General features: G+C 47.3%; 13 protein-coding genes. 6 read left to right on the forward strand and 7 right to left on the reverse strand.

Going from position 1 to position 18159, the window contains the following annotated elements:
• The first annotated feature begins 179 nt into the window (after positions 1 to 179).
• The 5 genes from OEU88_RS11860 to OEU88_RS11880 all read left to right on the forward strand — a co-directional run bounded on the left by OEU88_RS11860 (position 180) and on the right by OEU88_RS11880 (position 6888).
• Entirely contained in the window at positions 180 to 2546 is a 2367-nt protein-coding gene (locus OEU88_RS11860) for a TonB-dependent receptor (protein WP_262695386.1), read from the forward strand.
• Between the two features lie 102 nt (positions 2547 to 2648).
• On the forward strand, positions 2649 to 4193 hold the full coding sequence (locus OEU88_RS11865; protein ID WP_262695387.1) for a class I adenylate-forming enzyme family protein: 1545 nt from the start codon (positions 2649 to 2651) through the stop codon (positions 4191 to 4193).
• A complete protein-coding gene (locus OEU88_RS11870) occupies positions 4180 to 5040 on the forward strand; it encodes an alpha/beta fold hydrolase (protein WP_262695388.1) in 861 nt (286 codons plus the stop codon). Before OEU88_RS11865 ends, OEU88_RS11870 begins: the two co-directional genes overlap by 14 nt.
• A 158-nt stretch (positions 5041 to 5198) precedes the next feature.
• Complete coding sequence (locus OEU88_RS11875; RefSeq protein WP_262695389.1) at positions 5199 to 6437, forward strand: threonine ammonia-lyase; 1239 nt, start codon at positions 5199 to 5201, stop codon at positions 6435 to 6437.
• 25 nt (positions 6438 to 6462) lie between these two features.
• The gene (locus tag OEU88_RS11880) at positions 6463 to 6888 is read left to right on the forward strand and encodes a hypothetical protein (protein WP_262695390.1); all 426 of its coding nucleotides are present in this window, start codon (positions 6463 to 6465) and stop codon (positions 6886 to 6888) included.
• 56 nt (positions 6889 to 6944) lie between these two features.
• Here OEU88_RS11880 and OEU88_RS11885 read toward each other — a convergent pair whose 3' ends face one another.
• The 7 genes from OEU88_RS11885 to OEU88_RS11915 form a co-directional block, all read right to left on the reverse strand.
• Positions 6945 to 7301, reverse strand: a complete 357-nt coding sequence (locus tag OEU88_RS11885) for a GrlR family regulatory protein (protein ID WP_262695391.1) — start codon at positions 7299 to 7301, stop codon at positions 6945 to 6947.
• Between the two features lie 111 nt (positions 7302 to 7412).
• Positions 7413 to 9491 carry a M13 family metallopeptidase gene (locus OEU88_RS11890; RefSeq protein ID WP_262695392.1) on the reverse strand — a complete coding sequence of 693 codons (2079 nt, stop codon included), beginning with the start codon at positions 9489 to 9491 and terminating at the stop codon, positions 7413 to 7415.
• Between the two features lie 169 nt (positions 9492 to 9660).
• Positions 9661 to 10335 carry a tetratricopeptide repeat protein gene (locus OEU88_RS11895; RefSeq protein ID WP_262695393.1) on the reverse strand — a complete coding sequence of 225 codons (675 nt, stop codon included), beginning with the start codon at positions 10333 to 10335 and terminating at the stop codon, positions 9661 to 9663.
• A 68-nt stretch (positions 10336 to 10403) separates the two neighbouring features.
• Positions 10404 to 11174: an alpha/beta hydrolase gene (locus OEU88_RS11900; RefSeq protein ID WP_262695394.1), complete on the reverse strand. Its 771-nt coding sequence runs from the start codon at positions 11172 to 11174 to the stop codon at positions 10404 to 10406.
• A gap of 9 nt (positions 11175 to 11183) precedes the next feature.
• Positions 11184 to 14285, reverse strand: a complete 3102-nt coding sequence (locus tag OEU88_RS11905; RefSeq protein ID WP_262695395.1) for an efflux RND transporter permease subunit — start codon at positions 14283 to 14285, stop codon at positions 11184 to 11186.
• Positions 14282 to 15361, reverse strand: coding sequence for an efflux RND transporter periplasmic adaptor subunit (locus OEU88_RS11910; protein WP_262695396.1), 1080 nt, complete (start codon positions 15359 to 15361; stop codon positions 14282 to 14284). The genes OEU88_RS11905 and OEU88_RS11910 overlap by 4 nt, the downstream gene beginning before the upstream one ends.
• Before the next feature lie 158 nt (positions 15362 to 15519).
• A complete protein-coding gene (locus OEU88_RS11915) occupies positions 15520 to 16389 on the reverse strand; it encodes a LysR family transcriptional regulator (RefSeq protein ID WP_262695397.1) in 870 nt (289 codons plus the stop codon).
• Between the two features lie 143 nt (positions 16390 to 16532).
• Between OEU88_RS11915 and OEU88_RS11920 the strand changes: the two genes are divergently transcribed.
• Positions 16533 to 18140, forward strand: a complete 1608-nt coding sequence (locus tag OEU88_RS11920) for a carboxyl transferase domain-containing protein (RefSeq protein WP_262695398.1) — start codon at positions 16533 to 16535, stop codon at positions 18138 to 18140.
• The last annotated feature ends 19 nt before the right edge of the window (positions 18141 to 18159 follow it).

An 18159-nucleotide genomic window follows, 5' to 3' on the forward strand; every position in this document is an offset into this window, starting at 1 on the left:
AACGCAAACACTAACGAATGCCGATGCGCAGGTAAATGCACATTTAAATAATTCATTGATCGTTGAATTTTTATGTTGACTTTCAACGTTTGTTGAATTTAATTGGCTTTAATGTGGGCCACACTGATCTTTGGGAAGAGATCGTGACCAGCTGCCCAAAGAACATCGGGGAGAGAAAAATGACATCGACTAATTTTACGCGCCTGACTTTATTGGCAGGTGCAGGCATTTCTGCACTTATTGCTGGCGCGCCGACAGTTGCCCAGGAAGCCGATACAAACGCGGGACTGGAAGAAATACAGGTTACAGCAAGACGCCGCAGTGAAAGCCTGCAAGACGTTCCAATTGCGGTAACCGCTATTAGCGGCGAAACATTGTTTAAGGTTGGCGCACAAGACATTACCGTATTGGCACAAAGCACGCCTAACACGACCCTTGAGGTATCGCGCGGTACCAACACAACAATTACTGCATTCATTCGCGGCGTCGGGCAGCAAGACCCTGTTGCAGGTTTCGAGGCCGGTGTGGGTATCTATATTGATGATGTATATGTCAATCGCCCTCAAGGCGGCGTGCTGGATATATACGATGTTGAACGCATTGAAATACTGCGTGGCCCCCAAGGCACATTATACGGTCGTAATACAATTGGTGGTGCCATCAAGTATGTAACACGCCGGATCGGTGAAGAACGATCACTTAAGCTAAATGTTGCAGGTGGTACTTTTGGCCAACATGAAATAACAGCGACGGCAGAACTACCTGTCAGTGACAGCGTTCGCTTTGGTGCATCAGCTGCTTACTTGCAGAGAAATGGCTTCGGTGAAAACATCAACACAGGTGCCGAACACTATGACAAAGATATTTTGGCTTTTCGCGGCAGCGTGGAATTAACCCCTTCCCCGAAATTGTTTATACGATTGTCTGGCGATTACCTGAAAGACGAGTCTAGCCCTAAATCTGGCCATCGCCTTATCCCAGGTTTGTTCAGCGGTGCCCCTGTGCTTGATGATGTGTTTGATACGCGCGCTGGCATTACAGGCCGCAACGATGCCGAACAATACGGCGGTACGGCATTAATAGAGTACGAAATCAGCGACAGAGTAACGCTGAAAAATATTTTAGCCTACCGTGAAGACAAAAGCTTTCAGCAAATCGACTTCGACAGTCTGCCTGCTGCTGATGTTGATGTACCTATCCTGTACCGCAATGACCAATTCAGTGAAGAATTTCAGCTATTATACAGCGATGATAAGGTTAATGGTGTTCTGGGCTTCTATTACCTTGATGCAACAGCATTTAATGAATTTGATGTCGTGCTCGCAAATACTGGTAATTTAATCGGGCTACCAGGCCTGAATGCAAACACACTTGGTGATGTAGACACAAAAACATGGTCTGTTTTTGGTGATTTTACGTTCGACATATCTGATGTGCTTAACACTGACACAAAGGTGGAGTTAAATATCGGTGGTCGTTACACAAGTGACAAACGTACTTCAAATATTCTGCGCCGTACATTCATTGGTGGCCTGTCTGAAACGTTTGGTGGCACAGCAACTCAAATTGCAACAACGTCAGACTTCAATGGGTCGCGCACCTACAAGGACTTTAACCCACGAGCCAGTCTTTCCTGGCATCCAAACGATGACCACACATGGTATATTTCATATAGTGAAGGCTTCAAAGGTGGTGGTTTCGACCCACGTGCACAAAGCACAGCTGCGCCGGATTTGAACAATGACGGCACAACCTCGGAAACTGAGATATTTGAGTTTATTAACTTTGATCCAGAGACTATCACTACATATGAAGCAGGTGTAAAATCTACATGGGCTGACGGCCTTGTAAATACCAACCTTGCTGTTTTCTATAGTGATTACAACGATGTACAGGTTCCGGGATCCATTGGTGTAGACACTAACGGCGACGGTATTAATGACAGCTTCTCAGGCATCACGACAAATGCCGGTGCAGCCAACTTTACAGGTGTTGAATTCGAAGGCTCGGCTATTTTAGGCCAAGATATCGGCATTAATGGAGATAATCTGACAACTAATTTCTCATTGGGTTGGATTGACACAGAATACAGCGAGTTTATTTCCGCAGTAACCGACCCTGTAACCGGCGTAACATCATTGCAAGACATCTCGGATCAGCGTGTCGTTCAAAACACACCAGAGTGGTCAACAAATCTTCGCCTGACGTATAATCGCCCTTCTGAGTTCTTCGGTGAAGACGGCGAGCTATCCTTTAGCGGTGCATGGTCATACAAAAGCCTGACAAACCAGTTTGAAATACCGTCTGCATTCCTCGACCAGCCTGGGTATTCACTGTTCGACGCGAGCATTGTCTGGACATCAGAAAGCGGCAAATACCAGTTTGGTGTTCACGGTCGTAACTTGTTTGACAAAGAATACATTGTTGCTGGCTATTTCTTTGCCAACGAAACTGGAACTGTCTCAACGCTTGGCCTTGAAGGAATTGCTTCTGCATTTTACGGACCACCACGCACTGTAACTGCAGTGTTCGGCGTTAAATTTTAACCCCAGGCTGGCTGTGGTAATGACCGGAAAACAATAGCAAATGCTCTTAGTTTTCCGGTCGAAACGAACTTTCAATTTGATGCTCAATAACAGGACAAACGAATGACAGCGTTTGATACTAGCGCGCCTCTATTACCTGAAATCCTGAGCTTGCATGGCAAATGGCGAAACAATAAAATCGCCATAATTTGCGGCGAAGATCAGGTATCTTGGCGTCAGTTCAACGAAGCAACCAACCGCTTAGCCAATGCTCTAATCAATCAGGGTATTAGTGTTGGCTGCAATGTCGGGGTTGTGATGAGTAACAGCCTCGAAATGGTCGAAGTTCTCGTCGGCATCATGAAATCAGGCGCATGTTCTGTTCCAATCAACCTATCGGTTTCAAATGATGCACTAACGGCCATGCTCGAAGATGCAGATGCTGCCACAATTTTTGCAAGTGAAGAACAGCGTGACCGCTTAAACCAGTATGTGATTGATCGGCCAAACATAAAAATCATCAGCCTAAGCAATAATTACGACAGCTTTAAAGCAACAGGCAGCATTGAAAACCCAACACTACTTATTGAAGACGATGCCCCGCTAAATATCATCTACAGTTCTGGTACCACAGGCACGCCAAAAGGCATTTTGCACACGCACAAAGGCAGGCGTGACTGGGCTTATGACCTCGCAATTGCACTGCGATATCATGGTGCAGCACGTACCTTGTTCACAATCGGGCTTTATTCCAACATCAGCTGGGTCGCCATGCTCAGTACACTGCTTGCTGGTGGAACATTGATTGTACACAAAGCATTTGACCCCGCCGAGGCTTTAAAGGCCATTGAAACACATAAGATCACGCACTTTGCTATGGTGCCTATTCAATTGCAGCGTGTTTACGAAGCTGCCCAAAACAGCACCTACAACCTTGCCAGTGTGTCGGCTATAATGAGCTGTGGTTCACCGTTACATGCACAGTTAAAAGCTAATTTATTCAAGCTATTGGGCGATACAGTTGTTATTGAACTGTTTGGGCTAACCGAAGGCGTTATCACAACACTTGACCCAGAAGAAGCTGAAGGGCGCATGGCTTCGGTTGGCAAACCTCTTATTGGTACCGACATTAAAATCATAGGTGATAATGACCAGGAGGTAGCTATAGGGGATACCGGCGAAATTGTTGGCTCAGGCCGCATTGTTATGCCCGGATACCTCAACCGCCCGGGAGCGACAAAAGAAGCGACATGGGTTGATCCAAACGGCAAAGCCTGGCTGCGTACAGGAGATATCGGCCAGCTGGATGCTGACGGATACCTTTACATCGTTGACCGCAAGAAAGACATGATACTTTCTGGCGGACAAAATATTTACCCGCAAGACATTGAGGCGTTGTTGATAGGAAATCAGGCGATCAGCGAAGTCGCGGTTGTCGGCGTGCCCTGCCCCAAATGGGGAGAAACACCGCTTGCCGTTGTGGTCCCGCATGAAACAAGCAATCTTGACGCGAATGAAATAACAACCTGGGCGAACAATAAACTTGGCAAGCAACAACGTATTCGCGCTACTGTTTTAACAAGCAGTCTGCCGCGTAACGCGAACGGAAAAATATTAAAACGCGAGCTGCGCAAAAAATATGAAAGCATGTTCAATGGCACCATATAGTGACGCGTTTTTCATCAATGATGATGGTCTTCGCCAACATTACCGGGATTATAATACCGCGCCTGTTGGTGCACCCGTTGTGCTTTGTATGCCGGGGCTCAGCCGCAATGCAAAAGACTTTGGTTTTATCGCAGATCATCTGTCTGACCGATGCCGCTTGATTTGCGTAGAACAACGCGGGCGCGGTCTTTCAGACTGGGATCCGCAACCAGAACGTTATGCGCCAGCTACTTACGTCAATGATATGTTTGCCTTATTGCGGCATTTAGGCTTGGACAGCGTGATTGCAATCGGCACTTCACTTGGCGGATTAATAACCATCATGATGAATGCAGTACGCCCAGGTGTGATTAAAGCTGCAGTTATTAACGACATTGGTCCCGAGATTGACCCTGCCGGTATAGAGCGCATAAAGTCATATATCGGCAAAGGCAAGCCGCCACAAAATTGGGCAGAAGCCATTGAAAATGTTAAATTTTCTAATCGCGGCGTTTACCCTCACTTCAATGATGATGATTGGGCGATGCTAACGCACCTCACACATGAGGACAGGAACGGGCTGCCTATATCGCAGTATGATCCTGCGATTAGCCAGAACTTTGAAACCAACGATGATCAAGCCGCGCCTGATTTATGGCCGATTTTTGAAGCAATGCATACCGTTCCACTTGTCGTACTGCGCGGTGAATTATCAGATATTCTATCAGGTGAAACACTGGCGCGTATGGACCGGGAGCACCCTGATATTAAAGCCGTTACAGTAGGCGGCGTTGGTCACGTTCCTTTAATGCGAGAACCAGAGACACAGGCCGCTATTGACGCCTTAATCAGTCGTTTTTTGCGCTAAACACACCAAAATCGGTGGAAAATATTTCAAAAAAGTCAAAAAACATGACTGAATCATGAAAACTTGTTGTGTTTTCAAATTTTTCACTACTTTTTCTGGACACTGAAACACAGGTATGGCATCGCTGTCGCTTGTAATATTATTTCAGGTACCGATCCGTGAACGACATTAAATTACCTTTGGCAGATACCCTACCCATTAACGCAAATGACGTAAGGCAGGCAGCAAATTCCATTGCAGGCGCTGTGGTGCGCACGCCGCTGAACAAGTCTATCACTCTGTCATCCATTACAGGTGCAGAGTGCTTCCTGAAGTTTGAAATTTTTCAGTTTACGGCAGCGTATAAAGAACGCGGCGCGTTGAACCGTTTGCTTGCACTGCCAAAGGGCACCAAAGGTGTTATTGCCGCGTCTGCTGGCAATCATGCACAAGGGATCAGTTATCACGCTGGTCGCCTCGGCATTCCGGCAACCATCGTCATGCCCGAAGGCACACCGTTCAATAAAGTAAAGCGTACGGAGGAACTTGGTGCGCGCGTTGTGTTAACCGGTGCAGACTTTGAAGCCGCAACGCAAGCAGCATACGAAATGGCAGAGGCTGAACATCTCACGTATGTGCATCCGTTTGATGATCCATTGGTAATGGCCGGCCAAGGCACCGTGGGTCTGGAAATGATGGATGATCAACCAGACCTTGAAACCCTGGTGGTACCTATTGGTGGCGGCGGATTAATATCCGGCATAGCGACCATCGCCAAGGCGATTAATCCAAACATTCGCATTGTCGGTGTGCAAACAGAAGCCTTCCCTGCCATGAAGGAACGCATGGACGGTTCCAAACTGGCGGGAGACAACATCTCGATCGCGGAAGGCATTGCGGTTAACAAACCGGGCGAGCGGACACAACAAGTAGTAAAAGAACTGGTCGATGATATTGTGACAGTATCAGAACGCCAGATCGAGAAAGCCATTGTAACTATTATGGAAATTGAGAAAGTTGTGGTTGAGGGCGCCGGCGCCATAAGCCTGGCAGCTGTCATGCAATACCCTGAAATGTTCAAGGGCCAGAAAGTCGGCATGGTCTTGTCTGGCGGCAACATCGACAGCCGCATGCTTGCCTCTGCTATCATGCGCGGCATGGCGCGCGATGGCAGGCTGGCGCGGCTGCGCATCACCATGATGGACCAGTCTGGCGCACTGGCGCGGGTTACGCGTATTGTGGCAGACATCGGCACCAATGTGCTTGAGGTGCGTCACCAGCGGGAGTTTGGCGCCATTTCGCTCAAGCAAACAGAAATGGAGCTGGTTGTGGAAGCCAAAGACAAAGAACATGCCATGCGGCTTGTACATGCCCTTGAAGCCGCTGATTTCAAAGTAGAATATGCACTAACGGTTTAATGCTGAGGAAAAGAGTTTCACTTCTGTGGATTATATTGGAACGAGCGACAAAGTAGAAATGAGGCCTGAAATAAAGGCTTGTTTTCACGCGTTTCCTGATGAAGTAAAAACCACACTGCTCAACATACGCAGTATGATTTTTGATGCTGGCAGGCGCACACCAGAGGTTGGCGTTATTGAAGAAGTGCTGCGGTGGGGGCAACCGTCCTACATCACGCCAAAAACCAAGGCAGGCACCACCATTCGCCTTGGGCAATCAAAGGCAGGGCCCACCGCACTGTTTGTGCACTGTCAGACAACATTAATAGCTGATTTCAGATCAACATTTCCCGATGACTTCACATATGAAGGCAACCGCGCTGTTCTCATTGAAGACCTGTCATCAGAGAAAACCAGCATACTGGAGCTTATGATAAAACGAGCACTCACATATCATCTTTGTAAAACCTAAAATAACCATTCAGCATAGAATTTGATCAAACCAAGATAATAACCTTAACTATAGAGTTATGGTAAAGTAGCTCTATAGGTAAGATCAAATGAGACCTTAAGGTCTGGAAACTTTATCGCATACATTTCACCAACAATTAGATCGTCAGAAGCCCGCTTTCCCTTCGCTTTGATCTCAACTTCAGATCCAATGTTCCCAAAAACAGACTCATACCTTGGGTCATATATCACGGTTTTGAAAGCTGCTTCGAATTGATCTTCACTAACTTTAAAAGATCCAATGTAATAAGTACCTCCATCTCCTCCATACATATTCCCAGACTCAAAAACTACTACTCCGCCATTTAACCAAGCGTTAGGTTGATTAATATCCCCAAATCTAGCTGTCCAAAGCGCCTCTATAGATTTACCCATCGTATATGACCTTTCCAAACTGTGAATATAGCTTAAAGAAGCTATATTCACATAAAACGTTCCAGGTACACATATGGTGGTAATTTATAATCCTGCAAGATTTCAATGTTATCACCAAATACGCACACGGTTTTCAGGCGCAATATACATGGCATCGCCGGGCTGCACATCGAATGCCTCGTAAAACTCATCCATGTTACGTGCCATACCGTTTACACGCAGATACATCGGGCTATGCGGCGCTGAAAGCAGACGCTGACGCAAGCTTTCTTCCGTGCGTTTGTAACGGCGCCCTTGCGAACGACCAAGGAAGAAACGCTGCGGGCCTGTAAAGCCATCAAGCACGGGTGCTTCCTCACCGCCCAATGAACGTTCCCATGCATGGAAGGCTACAATCATGCCAGCAAGGTCACCAATATTCTCGCCCAGCGTCTGGCGCCCATTCACATTAAGGCCGGGGATTGGTTCATACTGTGAAAACTGCTCCGCAAAGCCATCACCAAGCGTGTTAAACGAAGCACGGTCTTCTTCATTCCACCATGCCTGCAGCACGCCGTCACCATCATATTTTGAACCTTGGTCATCAAAACCATGGCCAATTTCATGACCGATAATGCTGCCCAGAGCACCATAATTCAGCGCCGGATCTGCGTTCGGGTCAAATAGGGGCGACTGAATATAACCAGCCGGGATGAAAGCTTCATTGCGCGAGGGACTATAAAAGGCATTTACCGTCTGCGGGCCGCTGAACCATTCGTCCTTATCCACCGTTGTGCCAAGACGCGAAATATTAAGCGCCCGCTCATACTTGCGGATGGCAACAGCATTACTGAAAAGACTGTCCGGAGACACCGACAAGGCACCATAGTCACGCCAAGTGTCAGGATATGCGATCTTGGCATTAATTTTAGCAAGCTTGGTCCGCGCTGCAACTTTTGTGTCAGCAGACATCCACGTCAGGTTATCAATCCGCTCACCAAGTTCGACACGAATGTTCTCAAACATCTCACGCACCAGCACCTTGGATTCTTCCGGGAAGAAACGGTCGATATAAATTTTACCAACAGCTTGATCCAACTCACTATTTACATACTGAATTGCGCGTTCTTCGCGGCTACGCTGTGCTTTTTGACCGCGTAAAACCGTACCAAAAAATGCAAAACGTTCTTCAGCTATATCGTCAGAGAGAAACGGCGCATGCGCCGCCATTGCATGAAATGTCAGATAATCTTTCCATACATCAACAGGCGTTTCGGCAAACAACTGCGCAAGGGCCGGGAAGCTCTCTTTTTCACGTAAGACTATTTCGTCTATATCTGACGCGCCCCATGCTTCCAATGCTTGCTCCCACGGGAAACCCGGTGCATATGCTTCGAGTTCTGCAATTGTATGCGGGTTATAAGTCCGATCGGCATTGCGGCGTTCTGCTCGTGTCCAATGGTTGGACGCAACAGCTTTTTCAAGCGCAAATACTGCTTCTGCACGGGATCGCGCATCTGTGTGGCCCAAGCGAGCGAAAACTGCTTCCATATAATCAATGTAAGCAACACGTAGTGCCGTCAGGCGCTCACTATCACGCTCATAATAACTCTTGTCAGGCAGTGCTGTACCGGCATGCGAAGCATAGACAGTGTATGAGCTTGGATTTTTAGAGTCGATAGCAACAAATAAACCAAACAGAGCACGGCTACCCAAGTCAGCATTCATCATAGCCTGCGCAACACCGGTATGGCCCTCAATAGCTGAAATCATGTCAAGGCGTGATTGTAACGGTGTAATACCGGCCTCATTGATGACAGCGCCATGCATGTATGAAGCATGTAGATCACGAATCTTCTGCTCGTTGGTTCCGGCGATGACATCCTTTGTTTTAAGGTCTTCGATAATGCTTTTGATACGCTCTTCATTGCGATCCAGCATGATCTGTGAAAAGCCAACGCCGCTACGATCATCAGGAATTTGTGTCGCAGCGAGCCAACCGCCATTTGCAAACTGGAACAAGTCATCTTGCGGGCGCGTATTGTTGTCCAAAGCATCAAGAGGATAGCCCCATGGCTCTATCACTGGTGCAGCACTTGCTGAAGAAGTATTATCTGTAGAAGTTGTATCAGCAGAGTTACCACCTTCATCACTACAGCCCGTAACTAAGCCAGCCAAAACCATTGCTATTGAAATTTTTCGCATAGACATGCGCGCTCTCCCCAATGTGTCGTTCCCAAAATCGATGCTGCTTTAAAAGCAACTTTATCGCTAATCTATAAGGCTAGTTTATACAGAATTGAACGACAATCTTACGGTATCAATCGCTGACGTGTGTGCATCAAGCGATTAGCGGATGATAAATGAACTGCAAATTACACTAGTTAACGGATGTTTGCGCATAAACGGTTTGCAGTTGTGCAAACCGGTCATTCAAATTATCGCAATCACCAGCGGACTCATCTTTACATTTTTTCAACAATTTTTTGATGCGTTTTATTTGCTTTTCAGCTTTGCGTATATTACCACTTTGTAACTCGAGCAGTGAATAATCAACACGTGCATCGACGTTTTTCGCGTTAACTTTGATCGCCTTTCGCATTGATACTTTAGCGCTATCCGTCTTGCCTTGGCGGGCTTGCGATATTCCGCGCATGTAATATACCGCTGAAATACGTTTTCTGTCAGTAGGGGTTAAGTATGAAAATAAAGGCCTGCTAGCATTCGACAAAAAATCATCACCGAATATTTTCAGATTCTGGGTATCAAGAAGCTCATCATTTCTCGCTTCTTTCAACGCACTGGAAAACGCCAATTCAGCTAAGACAAAATCGCCTTTCATATAGGCTGAAAAACCTTCCTGAAGGCGCCCCTTAAGCTTATCTGATAAAATTTCGCCTGTTACTTCAATTTCTTCTTCATTTTGTTTTGAGGCCGTATCCTGGTGCACGCCGTATGACGACGCCAAACTGTTAAAACCATATGAGTGTGCCGGACTTTGGAATAACAATACTCCGGCAAAAGCGATCAAACTTGATACGTTTATTTTGTTCATCTGTACCCCCTCACGCATACATTAATTAAACTACCGCATACCGGAGCGAAAAACAAATGACGGCATAGTCATCTTGCATTCAACATTGCTTCAAGCTGGCCAGGCAGCATGATAAGTGAATGCGGCAAAGGATAATACGTCTTTCTTGTATGCGTTAATCGCGTTTGGTTTTGCTGCATGATCAACCACAGGTCATTCATGCGTTGACGGTAACGTTCTGTATGAAACCCGAAATTCACATATAGATATGTGCCATCAGCACCACCATTTTCAATCACTTGGGCGACCTTTGACAATAGATTATCATCGCGCAAAATACTTGGATCATAAGCAAAGTAAGCTTGGAATAAGGCTGGCTCTTGCGCCAATGCATATAAGGTAAACAGGCCGCCAAGCGAATGACCAGACAAAGCCCTGTGTGTATTTACCCGGTACCGGCTTTCGACCCACGGTATAATTTCTACTTTCAGGAACTGCAAAAAGGATGTGGCATTATTTGACGGCACATAATCGCGCACCCGGTGCCCTTCTGTGTGTACTGCAATGACGATCGCAGCATCTGCAAAACCCATGGTAGATAAGAAACGTGCATTGGCGGCAATGATGGCACCGTGGCGCCATTTTTCACCGTCAAGCGAGTATACTACAGGGTAGGTTTGCTTTCCGTCAGTCTCATAGCCATACGGCAAATAAACCGAGATAGAACGGTTTTCACCAAGAACACTGGACTGGATAATATGTGTTTCACCTGCGCGCAAAAAGGCGGCGCAATAAACAAAAAAGGCGACCAGCATTACGCCAGTCGCCCATTTTATAATTTTCAGGAATTTAATCCGCATTCCAACCCTCTATTCTGCCGGAATACCCTTTGCTTCTTTTTCATCGTATTTATCCAACTCGGTCGCGAGGTAATTTGGTGACCGCGTAAATTTGGCAAGAGCATCATAAAACACCGGTACGATAAACAATGTAAAGAACGTGGCGATAAGCACACCGCTGAACACCGTCACACCAATAGTTTGACGGCTAGCCGCCCCTGCTCCGGATGCCATCATGAGAGGCACTGCACCCATCGCTGTAGAAAGACCTGTCATCATGATCGGACGAAGGCGTGTTTTGGATGCATTCATTAATGCCTCCCTCACACCTTGCCCCTCGTCCCGCAGTTGGTTGGCAAATTCAACTATCAAAATACCGTTTTTCGCCGCCAACCCGATCAGCATGATAAGGCCAAGCTGACTGTATATGTTCAACGTCGATCCAGCCATATAGAGCCCAAACAAACCACCAAGCACGGCAAGTGGTACAGTAAGCATTATGATGAATGGGTGAATAAAGCTTTCAAACTGTGCCGCCAAAATCAGGAACACAACAACAAGTGCAAGAATGAAGATGAAGATGATATCATCGCCTGCCTCTTTAAACTCACGCGTTGCACCCTTGTAATCAATCGATGTTACATCAGGCAGTACTTCACGCACACGGTCTTCCATCCATGTTGTTACATCACCAATTGTGTACCCCGGTGCAAGGTTGCCCGAAATGGTAAGTGCACGAACGCGGTTAAATCGCCGCAGGTCTCCTGCTCCGGACGATTCCGTAACAGAGACCAAATTGGAAAGTGGTATCAGATCACCCGTTCTGCTTGATGCCACATGGATGTTTTCCATATCAAGCGGCTCGCGGCGATCTGATTTTTGCGCCTGTAAGATTACATCATACTCTTCGCCGTCCTGCACGAATGTGGTGACGCGGCGGCCCCCCATCATGGTCTCGAGTGTGCGCCCAATACTTTGGATAGACACACCGATATCAGCCGCACGGTTGCGATCAATCTGTACACGGAATTGTGGTTGTGTTTCACGGAAATCAGCATCCACATTCACGAGACCTTCATAGTCACGCAGTTCCTCGAGCATAATGTCTTTGAAACGACCAATATCTTCGTATGTTGAACCACCGATAACAAACTGGAACGCTTCATTATTGGCACCGCGGCCAAGCCCCGAGGACTCGATCGGTATCGCAAGCGCGCCTTGCACGTTTGTCAGCAGTTTCGGCCTTAATTCATTCAGGATTTCAGTTGAACTTCGATCGCGCTCATCCCAAGGTTTCAGGATGATAAAGCCAAACCCGCCGTTGCCGTCGACACGCACAAGGAGGCGCTCCATTTCGCCTTTCTCAACATATGGCAAAACCTGTTCTTCGATTTTCACCATCTGATTTTTCATGAATTCATGGCTGGCACCTTCAGGGCCGCGAATACGCATGAACAAAGCACCACGATCTTCGATCGGTGCAAGCTCTGAAGGCACTTGCTGGAACAAACCAAATATAATGATGAAGCACGTCAAAAAAGTTGCAACGACAAGCAGCTTGCTATCAAGGCATGTTTGAAGAAAACGGCCATAACCATCTTGAATTTTAGTAAACGTACGATCCAGAAACTTGGCAAACGCAGGCTTCTTGTTACGGCGGCGCACAAGTTTAGAACACATCATCGGGGTTAACGTTAATGCGACAAGGCTTGAGAACACAACCGCAGCCGTCATGGTGATTGCAAGTTCACCAAACAAACGACCAACATTACCAGACAGGAAGAAAATCGGCACAAACACACCGATCAACACAAGTGTGGTTGCGATAACGGCAAATCCAACCTGGCGTGCACCACGATAAGCAGCAACGAGCCCAGGTTCACCTTCTTCAACGCGGCGATATATATTTTCAAGGACAACAATGGCGTCATCTACCACCAAGCCAATTGCAAGCACAAGACCCAGCAATGTAATCAGGTTGATACTCACGCCTGTAAGAGACAGTACCCAGAAACTGGCAACAATACAGACAGGCACAGTCACTGCAGGCACAATAACTGTTTTGATATTGCCGAGGAATAGATATAGCACCAACACAACCAGTGCCATCGAGATTGCTAAGGTTGAATATACTTCTGAAATTGCCTTCTCGATAAAGATGGAAGTGTCAAACGCAACGATAAGCTCCATGCTCTCCGGCAATGTTTCCTGCAGGCGCTCCACTTCTCGCTTGGCAGCTTGTGCCACCGCAAGGGTGTTTCCCTTAGACTGTTTAACAACACCAAGGCCAATTACCGAAATGCCGTTACCACGGAATGTACGCTCGTCGCGCTCCGCACCCAGTTCAACGGACGCAATATCACCCAACCGCACAAAACCACCATCACCACCTTCACGGATAACCATGGTCTCAAAATCTTCTGCACGCGCATATTCACGGTTCAGGCGTACAATCGTATCACGGTTAACTGACTCGACACGGCCTGCTGGCAACTCAACATTCTCAGCACGTAAAACAGCTTCAATTTCAGTCACGGTTATACCGCGCGCAGCCATGGCCTGACGGTCCAGGTCAATCCGCACTGCATAACGTTTTTGGCCACCAATACGAACGCCTGAAACACCGTCCACCACAGAAAGGCGGTCAACGATATTACGCTCCGCATAATCAGTCAGCTGTAAAACATCCATAACCGGGCTAGCAAGATTGAACCAAAGAATGGGGCGTGTGTCACTGTCAGCCTTCGCAATCTCGGGTGGGTCCACCTCTTCCGGTAAATTGTTTAAAACACGGCTAACACGGTCGCGTACATCGTTGGCGCCAGAGTCGATATCACGATCCAAGTCAAACTCGATCGTAATATTCGAACTACCGTCACGGCTTGTCGACTCAATGGTTTTAATTCCCGGCACACCAGCGATAGCACTTTCAACAATCTGGGTTACACGCGTCTCAACAACAGCCGCATTAGCACCCGGATAATTGGTCCGCACACCAACAATCGGTGGATCAACATCAGGCAACTCACGAACTGGAATATCACCAAAAGAAATCACACCAAATGCGACAAGCATCAAGCTTATAACGGTTGCAAAAACCGGACGTTTTACTGAAATATCAGAGAGGATCATTGATTGCCTCCATCACGTTCGTTGCTACTCATTGCTTCGGTAATTTTAATACCACTGCGCCCCAAACGCAGTGTGCCTTCAACAACGACACGTTCACCAGCAGAAACGCCTTCCGTTACCTCAACATAACCAGGTCGGCGAATACCAAGTGTGACGCGCTTGCGCTCCGCTACATCATTGTTTTTGACGAAAACATAATCATTACCACCCGTGGGCACGACAGCCTCTTCCGGTATAGCAAGACCGTCCCATCTGCGGCTAATTACTTCTACTGTCATTAGTAGCCCAGGCTTGAGCGCACGGTCACTGTTCACAACTTCTGCACGCACAATAACTGAGCGTGTTACAGGGTTTACGCGGCTATCCACTGTTTTAACGATGCCTTTGAAAACGCGGCCTGGAAATGCCTCTACGCGGGCGTTAACGCTTTGACCAGGTGCCAGTGTTGCAATAAAGCGTTCCGGCACCGAGAAATCGAGGTTGATAATATCAATTGCATCAATCGTTGTGATCGGGTTGTTCTGGTTAATCAATGAACCTTCACTGATTTGTCTCAGGCCTAAAACACCGTCAAAAGGTGCAACAACACGTAAATCATTGATACGCGCTTGCGCTGCGATCAAACGGAAACGCGCTTCATCTACACGGCGGCGCTGTGCATCAAGTGTAGAGGTAGATGCATTGCCTCGTGTCACAAGGTCTTCCGTACGAGAGAACTGACTTTCTGCTTCTTGCAAGTTTGCCTTGGCTTCACTTAGCTGCGCTTGTTCTTCAGCGTCTTCAAGAGCTACCAGCAAATCACCCTTTTTAACGATCTGACCGCCTTCAAACGCTACCTTGCTAACAGTATCAGAAACACGCGCTGTCAAAACAACAGACTCTCTGGCGCTTGCGGTACCAAGGGCTTCAACAATATCGACAAACTCACGCTCAACAACAGGCTTTGTGACAACTGAAACACTTCGGTTTCCGCGGCCACCACGCTTGCCAGCATTTGGATCTGTCAGCAAAAGCCATGCTGCAGCACCTGCCAGTGCTATGAAAACAACAGATAAAACAACGCGTCCAAGGTTCACGGCGCATTCCCCCAATTGGATTACAAAAACTATAAACTTTACGTATAGTACGTACCGCAGATCATTATTGAAGAGCAACTATCATAATTAAACACCCGTTGTGCGATATTAAACAGCTGATACATGATCAAAATCTTGTGTTCTAAAACACAAGCGGTCTAAGCCCACGCTTCAGATACATATTCTACGAATGCCTGAGCAATATCCTTCGTTTCAAGGGGCAATTCATAACGCGGTAAAAACAAGCCCAAGTGCCGTTCAAGATCGAAACCATTAAGACGCACAACATGAACACGATCATCAACTAAACTTTGCGGCACAACAGTACCACCTAACCCCGCAGCTACCATCGCAATAGCGCGGCTGTCATTTGGTGTACGATACACCAGCCGCGGACGCACATTACGATCAGTAAAATAGCGGCTAGTCTCACTAAGTACCTCACATCGAGTGCGAACAATCATGTAATCTTCAGCGAGATCAACAGCCGAAACGCGTGTTCGTTCAGCGTATCGGTGATGTTTTGGCACAATAAACACATATGGCTCGGACCGTAGATTCACAACCGTATCCATCGCGCCGCTTCTATTGATAGACAAGGCAAAATCAAGGCTGCGATCTTCAAGGCGGTTTTCCAGCTCCTGCTCGGTACCGTCAACAATTTCAAATGCGACAGTCGGGCGCAATTGCCTGAACTGTTCCAACAACATACCGACTGTACGATTAGACAGCGTGTGCAAGATACCAAGGCGAATAACCGGTGTTTGCGTTGCTTCATCAAGTACCTGTTGGGCAACATTACATTCATGGATAATAGCTCTGGCGCGCGGCAAAAAACGCGTTCCTGCATCGGTTAAAAACACACGCCGGTTTGACCGCTCAAACAAAACATGTCCGACTTGTTGTTCAAGTTTTTTTATGCCCGCAGACAGGGTTGGTTGTGTTACAAAAGCGCGTTCGGCAGCACGTGTAAAATTACCCGTTTCCACAACTGCGAGAAAGTATCGTAAAAGGTAAATATCCATCATAGACACCATCTATGGTTTTCATTTTATTATTCGATTGTACCAATAGCAATATACCACATATGATGCCAGTGGATTATAGGTGATGCACGATTAAAACGTCATGCGCTATCTGTAAAATTCATACATATTCGGGAGAAACGAGAATGACAATTCTGCAATCAGCAGTGAATATGTCATCGGCGAGTGTGCGCGAAAACGCCGACCACATGCAGGCATTGGTTGACGATCTTAAGGATAAGATCCAGCAAATTTCCCTGGGTGGATCCGAGCGCGCGCGTGATAAACATACTGGCCGCGGCAAGCTTCTACCACGCGATCGAGTGAATGCGCTACTTGACCCCGGAACGCCGTTTCTCGAATTTTCGCAGTTGGCTGCATATAATATGTATGATGCTGACATTGCTGCTGGTGGCGTGATTACAGGCATTGGCCGTGTTGCAGGTATTGAATGTGTGATTGTTTGCAATGATGCGACAGTAAAAGGCGGCACATATTATCCGATAACAGTCAAAAAACACCTTCGCGCACAGGAAATTGCACGTGAAAACCGTTTGCCCTGTATTTATTTGGTCGACAGCGGCGGTGCGAACCTGCCCAATCAGGACGATGTTTTTCCAGACCGAGATCATTTTGGCCGTATTTTTTATAATCAGGCACAAATGTCATCAGAAGGTATTCCACAAATCGCGGTCGTAATGGGTAGCTGCACCGCTGGCGGTGCTTATGTCCCTGCCATGTCAGACGAAAGCATCATAGTACAAAATCAGGGAACCATCTTTCTTGGTGGCCCACCTCTCGTTAAAGCGGCTACAGGTGAGGTCGTCTCTGCCGAAGACTTGGGCGGCGGCGATGTACATGCCCGCACATCCGGTGTTGTAGATCATCTTGCAAAAGACGATAATCATGCACTTGGAATTGCGCGCAACATTGTAAGCAACCTTAATCATCAGAAAACCTGTTCTGTTGCTGTTCAAGAGCCACAAGCACCACTTTATGATGCCCGCGAAATTTATGGCTTAATACCAAAAGATACCCGCCAACCTTTTGACATTCGTGAAGTGATTGCCCGCATCGTTGATGGCAGTGTTTTTGATGAATTTAAAAAGCTTTACGGCGAAACATTAGTTTGTGGCTTTGCCCACATACACGGCTTTCCTGTTGGTATTATTGCCAATAACGGCGTTCTTTTCTCGGAAAGTGCGCTCAAGGGTGCTCATTTTGTTGAGCTGTGCGCGCAGCGCGGTATTCCGCTGGTGTTCTTACAAAACATCACTGGCTTCATGGTAGGGCAAAAATACGAAAACGGCGGCATTGCCCGCGACGGCGCAAAATTGGTAACGGCTGTTGCATGTGCCAATGTGCCTAAATTTACGATCATTATTGGCGGCAGCTTCGGTGCCGGCAACTACGGGATGTGCGGGCGCGCTTATCAACCACGTTTCATGTGGATGTGGCCTAATGCTCGCATATCTGTAATGGGCGGCGAACAAGCTGCAGGGGTACTTTCAACTGTTAAGCGTGACGGTATGGAAGCACGCGGCGAAAGCTGGTCCGTCGAAGAAGAAGAAGCTTTCAAAGCACCCATTCGCGACATGTACGAAGAACAAGGCCATCCATATTATGCAAGCGCAAGGCTTTGGGACGACGGTGTAATCGACCCAGCAGATACACGCCGCGTACTCGGCCTTGGCCTTTCGGCAACAATGAACGCCCCCGTTCAATCAACAAAATTTGGCATATTCCGAATGTAATTTACTCACCAGGGAGTGT

Source organism: Kordiimonas aquimaris (assembly GCF_025574485.1).
In the GTDB taxonomy this organism is placed as follows: Bacteria; Pseudomonadota; Alphaproteobacteria; order Sphingomonadales; family Kordiimonadaceae; genus Kordiimonas; species Kordiimonas aquimaris.

Bases quoted from the DNA above. Each gene is read 5' to 3' on its own strand.
- OEU88_RS11860 (WP_262695386.1), top strand. From the start codon at position 180: ATGACATCGACTAATTTTACGCGCCTGACTTTATTGGCAGGTGCAGGC.
- OEU88_RS11865 (WP_262695387.1), top strand. From the start codon at position 2,649: ATGACAGCGTTTGATACTAGCGCGCCTCTATTACCTGAAATCCTGAGC.
- OEU88_RS11870 (WP_262695388.1), top strand. From the start codon at position 4,180: ATGGCACCATATAGTGACGCGTTTTTCATCAATGATGATGGTCTTCGC.
- OEU88_RS11885 (WP_262695391.1), bottom strand. From the start codon at position 7,301: ATGGGTAAATCTATAGAGGCGCTTTGGACAGCTAGATTTGGGGATATT.
- OEU88_RS11890 (WP_262695392.1), bottom strand. From the start codon at position 9,491: ATGTCTATGCGAAAAATTTCAATAGCAATGGTTTTGGCTGGCTTAGTT.
- OEU88_RS11895 (WP_262695393.1), bottom strand. From the start codon at position 10,335: ATGAACAAAATAAACGTATCAAGTTTGATCGCTTTTGCCGGAGTATTG.
- OEU88_RS11900 (WP_262695394.1), bottom strand. From the start codon at position 11,174: ATGCGGATTAAATTCCTGAAAATTATAAAATGGGCGACTGGCGTAATG.
- OEU88_RS11905 (WP_262695395.1), bottom strand. From the start codon at position 14,285: ATGATCCTCTCTGATATTTCAGTAAAACGTCCGGTTTTTGCAACCGTT.
- OEU88_RS11915 (WP_262695397.1), bottom strand. From the start codon at position 16,389: ATGATGGATATTTACCTTTTACGATACTTTCTCGCAGTTGTGGAAACG.
- OEU88_RS11920 (WP_262695398.1), top strand. From the start codon at position 16,533: ATGACAATTCTGCAATCAGCAGTGAATATGTCATCGGCGAGTGTGCGC.